This window comes from Paenibacillus sp. Y930 (genome assembly GCF_056786375.1).
On record NZ_JBXCIX010000002.1, the window covers coordinates 666,668 to 682,043 of the forward strand.

At 39.3% G+C, this 15,376-nt stretch carries 9 protein-coding genes; 8 read left to right on the forward strand and 1 reads right to left on the reverse strand.

Annotated features, from left to right (window positions below; all coding sequences use genetic code 11):
• Positions 1 to 10 precede the first annotated feature (10 nt).
• The 8 genes from AC1TO5_RS08315 (at position 11) to AC1TO5_RS08350 (ending at position 12,238) form a co-directional block, all read left to right on the forward strand.
• Positions 11 to 2,584 (forward strand): DUF5696 domain-containing protein, encoded by a 2,574-nt coding sequence (locus AC1TO5_RS08315; protein ID WP_482062323.1) that lies wholly within the window; start codon positions 11 to 13, stop codon positions 2,582 to 2,584.
• Positions 2,581 to 3,480, forward strand: a complete 900-nt coding sequence (locus tag AC1TO5_RS08320; protein ID WP_482062324.1) for a carbohydrate ABC transporter permease — start codon at positions 2,581 to 2,583, stop codon at positions 3,478 to 3,480. The genes AC1TO5_RS08315 and AC1TO5_RS08320 overlap by 4 nt, the downstream gene beginning before the upstream one ends.
• A 35-nt stretch (positions 3,481 to 3,515) precedes the next feature.
• The gene (locus tag AC1TO5_RS08325) at positions 3,516 to 4,508 is read left to right on the forward strand and encodes a carbohydrate ABC transporter permease (RefSeq protein WP_482062325.1); all 993 of its coding nucleotides are present in this window, start codon (positions 3,516 to 3,518) and stop codon (positions 4,506 to 4,508) included.
• A gap of 87 nt (positions 4,509 to 4,595) precedes the next feature.
• On the forward strand, positions 4,596 to 7,157 hold the full coding sequence (locus AC1TO5_RS08330) for a beta-mannosidase (protein ID WP_482062326.1): 2,562 nt from the start codon (positions 4,596 to 4,598) through the stop codon (positions 7,155 to 7,157).
• 193 nt (positions 7,158 to 7,350) lie between these two features.
• Positions 7,351 to 8,058: an HAD family hydrolase gene (locus AC1TO5_RS08335; RefSeq protein ID WP_482062327.1), complete on the forward strand. Its 708-nt coding sequence runs from the start codon at positions 7,351 to 7,353 to the stop codon at positions 8,056 to 8,058.
• Between the two features lie 77 nt (positions 8,059 to 8,135).
• Positions 8,136 to 9,158 carry an HD domain-containing phosphohydrolase gene (locus AC1TO5_RS08340; protein ID WP_482062328.1) on the forward strand — a complete coding sequence of 341 codons (1,023 nt, stop codon included), beginning with the start codon at positions 8,136 to 8,138 and terminating at the stop codon, positions 9,156 to 9,158.
• Between the two features lie 226 nt (positions 9,159 to 9,384).
• Positions 9,385 to 10,077: a response regulator transcription factor gene (locus AC1TO5_RS08345; protein WP_482062329.1), complete on the forward strand. Its 693-nt coding sequence runs from the start codon at positions 9,385 to 9,387 to the stop codon at positions 10,075 to 10,077.
• A complete protein-coding gene (locus tag AC1TO5_RS08350; RefSeq protein WP_482062330.1) occupies positions 10,055 to 12,238 on the forward strand; it encodes a sensor histidine kinase in 2,184 nt (727 codons plus the stop codon). Before AC1TO5_RS08345 ends, AC1TO5_RS08350 begins: the two co-directional genes overlap by 23 nt.
• Positions 12,239 to 12,385: 147 nt before the next feature.
• On the opposite strand, the gene AC1TO5_RS08355 is transcribed toward AC1TO5_RS08350, so the two are convergent.
• Positions 12,386 to 15,307, reverse strand: a complete 2,922-nt coding sequence (locus AC1TO5_RS08355; protein WP_482062331.1) for a DEAD/DEAH box helicase — start codon at positions 15,305 to 15,307, stop codon at positions 12,386 to 12,388.
• Positions 15,308 to 15,376 lie beyond the last annotated feature (69 nt).

Below are 15,376 nucleotides of genomic sequence, written 5' to 3' on the forward strand. Positions count from 1 at the left end.
AGAGGCGACCATGAAAAATAAAAAAGCATTATACGTGGTGCTAGGTGTTCTCTTCGTAGCAGGATTGATCATCGGCACAGTATTTATCATTAATAAAGGGGCCCCAGTAACAGATCTGACGGCTTTTTCTCATGACCAAGCACTAGAGGTAGGGCAAGAGCTAGATACAAATTCAGCCAAAAGCACTGCACAGGTAGAGGGCATGAAACTTATGGCAGATAACGGTGAATTAGCATTATTCTACAATACAAAATCAACAGAAATCGCGGTAGTAAATCTTGCTTCTAGGGAGACATGGTATAGTAATCCGCAAGATTTAGAGGAAGATAGTATTGCTTCAGCATATGAAAAGACATTGCTAGCTTCACAGCTTATCGTGCAATTTCGTGATCTAGTCGGTAATTTGTTCACGTTCACTAATTTTGAAAAAAGTATTGAAAATGGACAATTTACGGCAGAGGAAATTACGGATGGGGTCCGTGTTACCTACACTTTAGGAGATATGTCTAAAGGAATCGATGCCCTACCCAAATATATAAGCAAAGAAAGATTAGAAACAAAGATCATAGCAAATTTGCCAGAAGTTACAGCAAATTATGTGAAGGTTCGTTATATGGAAATGAAGGGTAATCCAGAGTTGATGGAACGTATGGATGCTCAGATAGGGAAGCAACTTGTACTAAATAAGATGGTCAAAGCTTTTGCGGAAGCAGGGTATACAGAGGAAGATTTGGCATTTGACGAAGCAGAGAATGGTGCAGGAGCAGGTAATGGGTCGGGAAATCCGACATTTACCGTAGCCATTGAGTATACACTTGATGGGGATCAACTCGTCGCTATGGTTCCTGTCGCAACTGTGCAAGAAGCGACAGGGTATCTCATTCGAAGCATTGATGTGTTACCTTTCTTTGGTGCTGCGGGCAAAGAAGATGAGGGCTATATTCTAACACCAGATGGCTCAGGCAGTTTGATCTATTTGAACAACGGTAAGGTGAAGGAAGAACAATATGTACAACGCGTATACGGAGAGGACCCGAATAATACACGTTGGTTACGCGGAATGGTCAGTGAAAGCGCAAGAATGCCTGTATTCGGTATGAAAAAGAATAACGCAGCATGGTTTGCGGAGATGACTGCTGGCGAAGGCATTGGTAGCATTACTGGCTCTATCAGTGGTATGAAAAATTCGTATAATAATGTCTATCCTTCATTCAGTTTACGCGGTGAAGATTGGCTCGAGCTGTATACGGGCGCCCTTTATCAAGAAATTCAAATTTTGAATGAAGAGCGCTATAACGGTAACCTTGAGGTTCGCTATAGCTTCTTAAGTGGAGATACTGCGAATTATAGTGGTATGGCAGAGCGCTATCGTGAACATTTGGTTGAGGCAGGGACTTTGCAACAACTTGCAGAACAATCCAATGTACCATTCTATCTGGATGTTTTGGGAGCTTATGATAAGCGTGAAACTGTGCTTGGTGTTCCCTATCGTGATGTTCAGTCTTTGACCACCTTTAATGAAGCTGGTGAAATAGCTGAAAAGCTAAATCAGCAGGGTATTCAGAATATTAATATGCGTTATATCGGTTGGTTTAATAAAGGGATACGACATAGTACACCGACAAACATTAAGTTGGATTACAGTTTAGGTAATAAAAAGGATATTGAGAAGTTAGCAGCTCAGTTACAAGATAGCGGTGGTAACTTGTTCCCAGACGTAGCTTTCCAATACGTTTACGGTGAGGACATTAAATTTACACCATCTTCAGATGCTGCTCGCTTTGTAACAAGAGAGGTTGTAAAGCTGCATCCGATCAATCTCGCGCTTAATCGTATGAGTCCATATCTAGGCAACTATTATTTGTTGTCAGCTTCAAAGCTTCCATATTTCGTAGATGAGTTTCTTGATAGCTATAATCGCTATCAGCTTACAGGTATTTCATTACGAGATCTTGGAGATGTAGTTGGCGGCGATTATCGCGTATCTCGTGTTGTACATCGTGAAACAGCAAAGCAAATTACTCAGCGTTCTTTACGGACAATAGCTGATGAGAAGGAAACGTTAATTATTGGTGGTCATGCTTATGCTTGGGCATACGCAGATCATATTGTGGATGCGCCAGCTTCATCCAGTCAATTCAATATTGCGGATGAGACGGTTCCCTTCTATCAAATGGTTCTTCATGGATATATTCCATATGCTAGTAAAGCCATTAACTTGGCTGATGAACAAGGTGTACAAGAACAGCTATTAGTTGCGATCGAGCAAGGGGCATATCCGCATTTCGTATGGAGTTATGACGATTCCTCTGAATTGAAATTTACAAATTATGATCAGTATTTCTCTACACAATATGAAATTTGGTTAGAAGAGGCTGTAGCGATGTATAAGGAAGTTAATCAAGTATTAGTAGAAGTTAGTAATGCTACGATTATTGAACGCATCGTTCATGAGCCAGATGTAGTTGAAGTTCATTATAATAATGGAATTCGCATCTTTGTCAATTATTCGGATCAAGCGGTTGCAGTGAATGGTGTACAGGTTGCAGCGAGAAATTACAGTGTAGGTGGTGGGCGCTCATGAAGCTAAAAGGAATATCTCTATATCGTAAGCGCTCCATGCTAGGCTTTTTCTTCATTGGACCGTGGCTTATTGGATTTCTATTCTTATATTTAACGCCACTCATTCAATCGGTAAAATTCAGTTTTACGAAGTTGCAAATTCAACCAGAAGGTTATTCCTTGCTATCAGTTGGTTGGGAAAACTTTCGAAACGCATTGTTTGTAGACGCGAATTTCAATCGTATTCTTACGAGTTCAGTCTGGGAAATGATATTATCTGTACCGATGATACTATTTTTCAGTTTGTTTTCGGCAACGTTACTGAATCAAAAGTTTCGTGGTCGTACCTTAACTCGTGCCATCTTTTTCTTGCCAGTTATTTTGGCCTCCAATGCGATTGAAGCAGCGGAAAAAAGTGGATTAATTAATCTAATCGGCAGCGCGACTTATCTAGAAGAAATGCAAGGTGCGACTTCTTCGTATAACGTAACCTCTATCGTATACACTTTGCTCGATATAGGTATTCCGTTAACGTTTGCAGATTATATTGTTACGGCTATTCTGTCGATCTATTCGATTATTACAAGTTCTGGCGTGCAAATCTTAATCTTCCTAGCTGCGCTACAATCGGTACCAAATACGATGTACGAGGTTGCAAAAATGGAAGGTGCCACAGCCTATGAATCGTTCTGGAAGATCACATTTCCGATGATTAGCCCGTTAATTTTGACTAATATTATTTATACAGTAATCGATTCATTCAGTGGCAGTCCGATTACGACGCTTATATACTCCACTGCGTTTACAACACAAAACTTCGGCCTGAGCGCAGCGATGTCTTGGATATACACTGTCGTTGTAGCTGGATTCCTGGCTATCATTGGTGTAGTCTTGGCCAAGAGAATTCACTATAACTGATACTTCAATGACGCAATGAAAGGAGCGTGATCGTAATGAGCAAAGAAATTGCAGAGGCACGTTATTATCGTAAAAAACGCGAACAACAGAAACTATTTGATTTATGTTACGTCATCTTTCGAAGCTTACTCATTACTGGGATATCCTTCATCATTATTTATCCCATCATACAAAAGATAGCGGTAGCCTTTAAGGATAAAGTAGATATCTACAATCCTACTATTTATATGATCCCGGTAAATTTCACCTGGGATAACCTTACAATGGCGATGCAAATCTTAGATTACTTTCCGATGCTTGGGAAAACACTAGTATTTGTTGTAGTAACGACATTATTTACGGCCGCAAGCTGTGCATTAGCCGGATATGGATTTGCTAGATTTAATTTTCCAGGTAATAGGATCTTGTTTGGTGTAGTTATTATTACGATACTCGTGCCAACGACAACCTTAATGCTTCCGTATTACTTACACTTCAAAAATTTTGATTTTCTTGGAATTATCGGATTGTTTACTGGGAAACCAGGGGTGAATCTGATTAACACCTATTGGCCATCGATTATTACATCGGCAACAGCGATAGGTTTGAAGGCTGGTTTGTTCATCTATATTTTCCGACAGTTTTTCAAGGGTTTACCTAAGGAAATTGAGGAAGCGGCCTTCATCGATGGAGCGGGTGGCATTCAAACCTTCTTCCGGATTATGCTACCTAATGCTATTCCACCAATCATCACAGTTGTGTTGTTCTGCTTCGTTTGGCAGTACAATGATACATTCTATACGACGCTGTTTATGAGCGGAATGGAATTAATGTCTTTGAAAGTAGCTACATTACCATCACAGGCTGATCAATTCATTCCAGTGCTTATGGGCTACTCGCATAGTTCTGGATTCAAGGCTGATCCCAATCACGTAGCGATGGTTGTAGATACAGGGATATTACTAGCAATCTTACCTTTACTAGCCTTGTATCTAGTCGTTCAACGTTACTTTGTCGAAAGTATTGAAAGAAGCGGTATTGTCGGTTAAATAAGCGGTTATGAAAAGTTTGGATAATGCTTACGATGCAAGTTTTCATACAAACAACAACAATAGCTAAAAACTGGAGGATGTATCATGGACCAAACGATGTTATTAGATACATGGCGTTTCAAATCTGCGAAGGATAATGATTGGTTGCCTGCTACGGTTCCAGGTTGTGTGCATACTGATCTATTGCACAATGATCGTATTCCGAATCCTTTCTATGCTACGAATGAGCATGATCTACAATGGATTGATAAGCTTGATTGGGAATACGAGACGTATTTCACACCATCAGCTGAATTTTTACAAGAAGAACATCAAGAACTTCATTTCAAAGGTTTGGATACGTATGCAGATGTATTCGTTAATGAAAAGCTAGTGCTTTTAGCGGATAATATGTTCCGAACTTGGAAAGTTGATGTAACTGGTTTACTACACGAACAAGAGAATCACATTCGAATATTATTCCGTTCTCCTATCCAAGAGGATTTACCGAAATTGAAAGCTTTAGGCTATGCTTTACCAGCAACAAATGATCAATCTGAATTAGGTGGATTAGGTGAGCAGAAGCTTAGTATTTTTGCTCGTAAAGCACCTTATCATTATGGTTGGGATTGGGGTCCACGCTTTGTTACAAGTGGGATTTGGCGTGAAGTGGAATTGGTTAGTTGGTCAGGCGTTATCGTTAGAGATCTGTTTATTGATCAATTATCAGTTACGTCGCAATCAGCTCAGCTTGCAGCTAAAGTAACGGTATCGGTAGCGAAAAGTGGTTCGCTGCAATTACAAGTCCAGTCAGAGTGTAAAAGTTGGGAATTACTTACTGATGTCGAAGCAGGTGAGCATATTCTCACTCTCCCGATGGCAATTAATGAGCCAAAGTTATGGTGGAGTAACGGCCTTGGTGAACCGAATCGTTATCAGTTTAATGCGGTGGTTACTTTACAGGACGAAGGTATTTCGCATTCGACACAAGCTACGATTACTACAGGACTACGCACCGTTAAATTAGTCCGTGATCGAGATGCTGATGGCTCAGGTGCAACATTCCACTTTGAGCTTAATGGAGTTGCTGTATTTGCCAAAGGAGCCAATCATATCCCTAATGATAGCTTTATCTCGGAAGTTACGGAGGATCGCTATCGTGCTGAGATCATGTCTGCTGTAGAAGCGAATATGAACATGCTCCGTGTATGGGGGGGCGGCATCTATGAAGCCGATGCATTTTATGATTTATGTGATGAGTATGGCATTATGGTATGGCAAGACTTTATGTTTGCATGTAGCATGTATCCAGGTGATGAAGAGTTCTTACAAAATGTTCGTGCAGAAGCAGTAGATAATGTGAAGCGTCTTCGTAATCATCCATCACTCGTACTATGGTGTGGCAATAATGAGATCGACTCTGCATGGGCGCATTATGATGAGCATGGTGGCTGGGGCTGGAAGAAGGATTACGAGCCAGCAATTCGTGAAAAGATATGGGCAGATTACGAGAAAATTTTTCATGAACTATTACCTGATGTTGTAGCAGAATTACACGCTACAATTGATTATTGGCCGTCATCTCCGATTGTATCTGTTAGTCACGATCAAGCGCAGCATGCACATCCGTTGACCAATGAAGGTGATGTGCATTACTGGGGAGTATGGCATAATGTAGAGCCATTTGAAAATTATCAAATTAAGCTAGGACGCTTTATGAGTGAATATGGGTTCCAATCATTCCCAGAGTATCGTACGATTCGTAGCTTTGCCGAAGAATCTGATCTGGCAATCGATACAAAGGTAATGATGGCCCATCAGAAAAATGGTGATGGAAATCGTCTTATTAAAGAATATATGGATATGTATATGTCACAACCTACTGATTTCAAAGGATTCTTATATCTAAGTCAAGTGCTTCAAGCAGATGCTATGCAAATGGCAATTGAAGCACATCGCAGAAAAATGCCATACTGCATGGGCTCACTATATTGGCAAATGAATGATTGTTGGCCGGTTGCTTCATGGGCGGGAATTGACTACTATGGTCGCTGGAAGGCACTTAACTATTATGCGCGTCGCAGTTTTGCGAGTATATTACTATCTGCACAAGTTGAGGAAACGGAGCTAGCTATCTACCTTGTGTCAGATAAGCTCCAATCTGTTAGTGGAACATTACTAGTTCAATTGCGCGATCTATCAGGTGAAGTGTTATGGGAGGAACAATCTAAGGCTGATCATCCGGTAAATACGTCAGAAGTCGTTAAGCGCCTTACGATCTCGCAATTACTGAATGGATATAATGAAGATGAGGTGTTTGTCAGTGCGTCGTGGTCAGCTGATAGCGGAGAAACAGCACAAACAATCTATTATTTCGTGAAAAATCAAAATCTACTGTTGCAGCAACCAGAGATTGAAGTGAGCGAGACGGTCGAAAGCGGGGCAACAATTGTTACATTGCAATCGAAGTCACTAGCCAAACAAGTTGTCTTGACATCGGAGGTTGATGGCATATGGTCTGATAATTATTTCGATCTTATTCCAGGTGAACCTTATACAGTAACCTTTACTACATTGGATCGAGCTAGTCATTATGCTGGTAAAGTAGAAGTGAAATCAATGATCGATTTTATTGTGCAAGATGCTGCTGTAACTGCGCAAGTGTAGCGAAATTGAATGGGATTTAACAGCCCGTAAGCCCCTTGAACTGTGGGAGCTTACGGGCTTATTTATGGAATTAACTATTATTTCCATTTTCTTCTTCATAGTTACTTTCCTTATTAGCACTCCTGTTGATACGTTCGTTAAATTTGTTATATTCTGCTACAATAAAGTGAGAACTAGTTAATAGGAGATTATTATGACAAAAGCGATATTTTTTGATGTAGACGACACACTATACGATCATCTTATCCCTTTCCAAAAAGCAGTACAGCCATATGTGGATCATATAGAGTCCTTTCCCTATGAAGAAGCTTATCATCGTATGCGATATTATAGCGATAAAATTTCAGTTGAGCTTGGTGGAGCGGGGAAAATGGAAGAAGGCTCGGCAACTGAAGCGATGAAGAGGGATAGATTTCAATTTGCGTTACAAGAATTTGGTATAGACATTGATGCGGGTCAGGCTGAAAGTATTCAGTTGACCTATTTTGAATGTCAATTTGAGATCGAGCTATTCCCTAATGCGCGTGAGCTTATCGTCGAGCTGCAACAACGAGGTTTCATTGTTGGTGTGTTAACGAATGGTGCAGAAGCGCATCAATGGCGTAAAATTAAAGCATTAAAAATAGATGAACTTATTCCAGTAGAGCGTATCTTTGTTTCAGGAAGCTATCAATGGGATAAACCTGACATTAGAATGTTTCAGTATATTAATGAACGGACAGGAACATTACCTGAGCAATGCACATATGTAGGTGATTCCTGGCGTAATGATGTCATTGGTGCAACAAGTGCAGGGTGGAGCATGATATGGTTCAATCATCGCAATCTAGAACGAGAAAGTAATCTTACTCTACAAGGTGAAGTGACAAGCTTTAATGATTTGAAATATTTAGTGCTTTGAACTATCGCTTTAGGTTCATATCATCTAATAGTTTGAAACGACAATTGATAGAAATTACAACAGTGAGAGTGATATAGATGAGCAGTAGGAACGAGAGTTTAATATGCCATTTTAACCAAATTTTAACTCTAGCAGATGCAGTTATTGTGACAGACAGTACTCATAGAATTTGCCTTGTGAATGATGCCTATGAGCAGATTACAGGATTTAAGGAAAGAGACATCATCGGGAAAAAAGCTGGAATATTGAAAACGAAGCTAACGCCTGTCGAGACGTATGTACAGATGAAAGCATCATTAGAGAAGCATCAGCCGTGGTCAGGTGTGTTCACCAATCGGAAAACTAATGGTGCTCTATGGCATTCGTCTATTACTATTACTCCATATTTAATCGATGATGAAGTTTATTTTGCTGGCGTATTTCGTGTATTAGAGGATTTAGAGCGTGGACATTATTTAGATGAGAAGAGAGTTCGCCAACTACAAGGCTCGCTGTTAAAGGTGCTAGCGATATCTTGTGAAATTCGTGATCCTGGTATTGAAAATCATCTAATTCGTGTTCAAAATCTTACAGAGTTACTTGTAGAGCGACATAATGAAAGAATCGATTCACAGCTAGATTATCACTACACATCGCAAATTGTTAATGCAAGTATTATGCATGATATCGGTAAATCTGCTATTCCTGAAGGTATTCTTTATAAGCCAGGTTCATTGGCACCGTATGAACGAATCATAATAGAAATGCATCCGCAAATCGGTGTTGATATTTTAACGAAGATTTATGGCGAATTAGATGATGAGTTATTTGAAAATGAGTTTTCAGTCGCGAAGAACGTAATATTGCATCATCACGAGAAATGGAATGGTGAAGGATATCCATTTCATTTAATCGGTGAAGATATTCCGTTTGAAGCAAGAATTGTAAGTGTTGTCGATGTATACGATGCATTAACAACGAAGCGTCCTTACAAAGAAAAATGGACACAAAAAGCTGCCATTGAATTAATCATTGAACAAAGTGGCAAGCATTTTGATCCTGCGATTGTGGAATCATTTATAACTTTATATGAAGATGGCTCGCTAGATGCGGATGAATAAATCGATAAATGAGCAAGCCAATGAACGGATAAATGAAGAGGGGTATTGTATCGTCTGCTATTAGACGATGTGATACTCCTTTTGTTTTTCATGAACTCTTTACTATCAGATTAGAAAAAAAGTTGAAAATATTAAGAATGTCTTCATAATTAACGTTAACTAATGTTAAGATTTTCCGTTTACAATGAAGATAATGAAAGATATCTGCTGGAATGGAGGGTGAAATATGGATCATTTTTATGTGCTAGTTGTTGATGACGATAAGGAAATCCGTGACGTTATTGAAATTTACTTGAAAAATGAAGGAGTTACCGTATTAAAAGCAAAGGATGGGATTGAAGCTCTAGAAATAATAAATGAACAGCAAATCCATCTCATTATATTAGACATTATGATGCCCAAGCTGGATGGGATCTCCACTACATATAAAATTCGCGAGAACAAAAATATTCCTATCATTATTTTGAGTGCAAAAAGTGAGGACGCGGATAAGATACTAGGTCTACATATGGGAGCGGATGACTATGTCACAAAACCATTTAATCCAATGGAACTCGTTGCAAGGGTGAAGTCCCAGCTGAGAAGGTATGTTACTTTAGGTACTTATGAAGGGATTAATAAAATGATTGATCTCAATGGACTTACGTTAGATCAACCAGCAAAAGAAGTAAAGGTTCATGGTGAGCACGTGAAGCTTACTCCCATTGAATATAAAATCGTTGAATTACTTATGACTAACGCAGGGCGGGTATTCTCGATCACTGAAATCTATGAAAAAGTATGGAAGGAGCCTTGCTATAACGCTGAAAATACAGTAGCCGTCCATATTAGAAAAATTCGCGAGAAAATTGAAATTGATCCAAAAAATCCAAGATACTTAAAGGTGGTATGGGGAATTGGGTACAAAATGGAAAAGTAGAGTTACTTTAGTTGTTTGGATCGTTTTACTTACTTTTGGTCTAAGTGGGATATTATCATTTTTTACTTTAGGTAGTAGCTATGTACATAAGGATTATTTTCAGACTCCTGAATTTAGATATGAGCTCGCTCAATTCGCAAACAATTTAAATAGGTTTGAGTTAAACAGTATTACATTGGAACAAGCGAAAAGGTCGATCACTGTTTCGGAATATGAAATTAATAATTACCGAAATCAGGTTGGAGATCTAACGTACCAAATCGATAACTTAAATGCTGAGTTTGAATTTCTCATTAAAATAGAGGATATAAAGAAAACGATTACCAATGATGATGATATAAAAGCGCAGATAATAGCTGACAAAGAACGGATGTTAAGAGAATATTATCAGGAACGAGAGTATTACCGTGCAGATTATTTGATATACAAAGAAACATTCCAATACTTATTTAAAAACAAAGTAACCGGTAAGTCGTATACAAATCTGCAAAACTCAGAAGAAATGTTTAATGGCGATTTGTTATTTATAACAAGTTATTCTATACCTAAGGAATATTCGATGAATGCTAGCATTCCAGCAATATCTGACGAACTGGTGAATTCATTTATCCCATTCGAAGGACAGATTGCGGTACCTAAATCTTTACCATCATCAAACCCAGTTATGATCGAATACGAACGGTACAAGCAGAAGCAAATCATCTGGTTAGTATATACTTTAGCGAGTATTGGCGCTCTTATTTTATGTTTCTATCTGAAAAAAGCGAAAGATGTCCCTACTGGAAGTGAAACATGGAGGCTCTATTATAACAAGCTTCCCATTGACTTAAGAGTAATTTTGTTCATCATAGCAGGATTTTGCGCTGTTATGTTACTATTTTTCATTAATGAACAAATTTTTTATGATATTGAAAATCTATATGTTTATGTTTTAGATATATTAAGTTATATTGCAATTGGAGCGATTTGTTGGGGGCTAATGCTCATTCAAGGGGAATTTCTTGTTACATCATTAAAGGATCGAAATAACTTTAAGAATGAATGGGATAAGGCGCTGCTCAATAGAGCTGGTCAGAGTACTAAAAAGATCCTTGGAAGATCTAGAAAAGGCATGGGTGCACTGATTAATAAAGCAAAGTGTAGCCTGAGAGACGCTTTTTTGAATAAGAGTATGGGCATACAGTTGTTTATTATTTTGGTGGTAGTATTTGGTTTAGGTATAGCAGCGATGATGATTACCGTAGATCCGATATTTCTTCTTATCTATCTGGTTCTACTTGCGTTTATTGGACTGCCAATTGTAATGTTCTTAATCAAAAGCGTTGGGTATTTTAATTTGATTGTTATCAAAACGAATGAATTGGTCCTTGGAAATCTAGGGCATGATCTATCGGTGCATGGGAAATCTGTTCTAGCCAATCTTGCTGGCAATATCAATACGTTGAAACAAGGGGTAAAAATATCGCAGAACGAACAAGCGAAGAGCGAACGTCTTAAAACAGAGTTAATTACAAATGTAAGCCATGATCTGCGGACACCGTTAACCTCTATCATTACTTATACCGATCTATTGAAACGAGAAGGTTTATCCAATGAGGATAGATCAGCCTATCTTGAAATCATTGACAGGAAATCAAAGCGACTAAAGGTATTAATCGATGATTTATTTGAAGTTTCAAAAATGGCTAGTGGAAATATAGCATTGACAAGGGAAAAGGTTGATCTTGTGCAGCTGTTACAACAGGCACTTGCCGAACATAACAACACGATCAATGACTCCAGTCTTCAATTCCGGATTAAGTACGCCGAAATGCCTGTTTACGCTCTTGTTGATGGGAATAAGTTGTGGCGTGTCTTTGATAACTTAATCGAAAATGTTCTTAATTATTCACTAGAGAACTCCCGTGTCTATATTATAGTACAGGCAACTGACAATCAGGCGACTGTTACGTTTAAAAATGTATCTAAATTTGAACTTAGCGAAAACATAGATGAGCTATTTGAAAGGTTCAAACGTGGAGATACTTCACGACAAACGGAAGGCTCTGGACTTGGACTTGCCATTGCCAAATCAATCGTGGACCTTCATGAAGGCAGTCTTAATATTGAAACGGAAGGTGATTTATTCAAAGTGAGTATTTCGCTAAAGCTTGTGATGTAACATAAGTAAAAAGCACATTCACCACTCAGTATGCTTAATGAGGGGGGAATGTGCTTTTTACAATGAGCGGTATAGATTAGTAGCTAATTAGACCTCTAATAGTGTTGCTCCATAACTCCGTTATTAACAATAGTTTTGCTCAGTCTACTATATCTCCACATCAGTCTCTTCCAAAGTAAAATCACCCGAAGGTGCAAGTAACTCCAGCACCTGCTCCGGATCCCACATCGATTCCTTCGTCTCATCTGCTTCTAATATGTCATCGATAAGCTGTTGCTTCCTCTGTTGCAATTGCAGCATTTTATCTTCCAATGTACCTTCCGCAACTAATTTAATAATATTGACGACATTACGTTGTCCGATCCGATGAACACGATCAGCCGCTTGTTGTTCTACCGCAGGATTCCACCATAGGTCATATAAGACAACTGTATCTGCCCCAGTTAAGTTCAGTCCGGTTCCACCAGCTTTCAACGATAAGAGGAACATATCTCGCTCGCCATTGTTGAATCGATCGCAGTTTTGCACACGTTCAAGCGGTGGAGTCTGACCATCAATATAGAAAAATTGATAACCACGCAATGCTAGCTGCTGGGAAATAATATGCAGCATAGAAGTGAACTGAGAGAAGATAAGTAGTCGTTTCCCTTCGCGGTAGCTATCTGCAACTAGTTCTAGTAGCTGCTCTAATTTAGCAGAACCTCCATTATAATTTTCCATGAACAGTGAAGGGTGACAACAGATTTGACGCAATCTCGTAATACCAGCTAGCAACTTAATTCTTGTTTTTCCACGCTGCTTTGGATCAAGATGCTTCAATGTATCCTCTTGTAGCTTCGCAAGAAATGCGAGATATATCTTTTTCTGCTCTGGTAATAATGGAGCAACTAGTGTCGTTTCGATCTTATCTGGCAACTCTTCGATAACATCGCTTTTCTTTCGTCGCAATAAGAATGGTGAGATTCGAGCTAAGAGCACATCTCGTGGCCAGTCCATAAAATGCTGTTTCTCTGTAAATGTGTTCGGATTAACTAGGTTCATAATGGACCACAATTCGTCCAAGCGATTTTCAATCGGTGTGCCTGTCAAAGCAAAACGATATTTTGCATCAATCGCTTTAACCGCCTTGGCTGTTTGTGTATAGTCATTTTTGAAAGCTTGAGCTTCATCGCAAACGAGCGTATGATAGCGCAATGTCATAAATGCAGCAATATGCTGTCGTAATGCTTGATACGATACAATCCAAACATCCGCTTGTTGTTGGTCACTAGTCGTAACGGCACCAGTTTTCATATCCGAAGCTTCAACGACACAAGTTCGCACGGTTGGCGAGAAACGTTGGAATTCCGCTTGCCAGTTATAGAGCAGTGAAGCTGGTGTTACGATTAGCACCTTCTGCTCGGATTGACGAATATCTTCTAGTACTGACGTAAGAAATGCGATAACTTGTATCGTTTTACCTAATCCCATCTCATCAGCTAGTAACCCTCCAAGATTATAATCAGCGAGCATTCTCATCCATTGATAGCCATCGATTTGATAATCACGTAAAGTAGCTGTTAGAGCTTGAGGTATTGGAACTTCATATAGCTCTGGGTGCTGAATATGATCAATGAATTTCTTCAGCGAGCGAGATAGCTTGATCGGACTATCGCTAGGCAAGCTTTGAATATAACCAATACTTCTTCTAATCGGAATCTGATCATCAAACAGGGTAGGATGTTCAAGTCCAAGCTCGTTCATCACTTTAATAAGTTGATCGTATTTCTCATGTTCAAGTGATAATAACGTACCTTGGGAAAGCCGATAGAAGCGACGTTTGAGCTTCAATGATTGAATAACTTCACGAAGCTCATCATTACTAATTCCTGTCATAGAGAAAGAGTACTGGAGCCAGTTACTTTTTTCATCCCAGCTAAGTGTAAGCTCGGGATATACATCTTCAGCAACATAACGCACACGGACTGCGGTTGTCGCTAGTATGGTTGCACAGAGTTTAAGTTTGGGGAGTGCATCATGCAGAAAACTATATTCATCTTCATCACCTTCAATAATCCAGCCACCTTCTGTTTGCAGGCTTGGTATTTGAGCGATAATATCAAGAATAGCTTGTTCCTTCTCCCGTTCTCTAAGCATAATAAATCCAGATTGCATTTGGGCGGCTTCAGGTAATAGCGGATTAATAATGAGGCCGCCATAATGAAATTCCAGTCCAACTAGCAAACGGTCGCGAACTCTATCGAGAAATAACTGTGCTTTCAGAGGTTGCTGGATAACCTTCGCTGTAATTTCATCCGCAATGACGATATGTGCAATACGATGAAGCTTTGGCAGTACAACGTCTAATAGAGATGATAGCAGATGCGGTTCAATCATCATTTCATAATGATCATCAGCTAGAAGTAGCTTTTGGATACCTTGCAGTTGCTTAGCATGCTCATAGCTTATGTTGAACCATTGACCGTACATAATCGCTAACTCGTAGGCTGGCATTACTATTAAATGATGGAGGGTACTGCAACGCAGCCAATATTGCTTAGTATCCTCTGTAATCGTTAATGGTAGTGGAAGCTTGCCTTCCGCTATTTCAATCGAATCAAACCGCTGTAGTTGCTCATCAAGTGGGCCTGCAGGTAAATAGTATTCAACATTAACATGCTCGTAAGCGAGTAGCTGACCTGCAATCCGATGATACCAAGCTGCTGGTAATGGAATACTTTTCATACGGGTAGATGCTCGTTCAAGTTCTAGCATTTGCAGTAGTACAACAGCAAGCTGCCTCATTGCTGGAGCAATATAATGCTGATCAGGATCATAATAGGCAGTTTTGGAAATAGGAAAATAAAGCCGATTAACAATAGCTTCCAAAAAGGCTTTTGGTTGTGCAATATGAAATTTTTTTTTGAGTCCAGCAAATATTTCAAGGAACATCATATATTGATCATTTTGTTCCATCAAGACACAGCGTAGCTGAACAGGAAACAGCGTTAGTCGCTGTGGGGCTCTTATATGATCAGATTGAAACAATTGGAGCATCTGCTCCGCTTTAGAATGATTATCATTATGCATAAACAATATCCTCACGAATCGATTAGTTGTAAGTGTAGTATACCACTAATACTAGGCTTTGCTTAACAT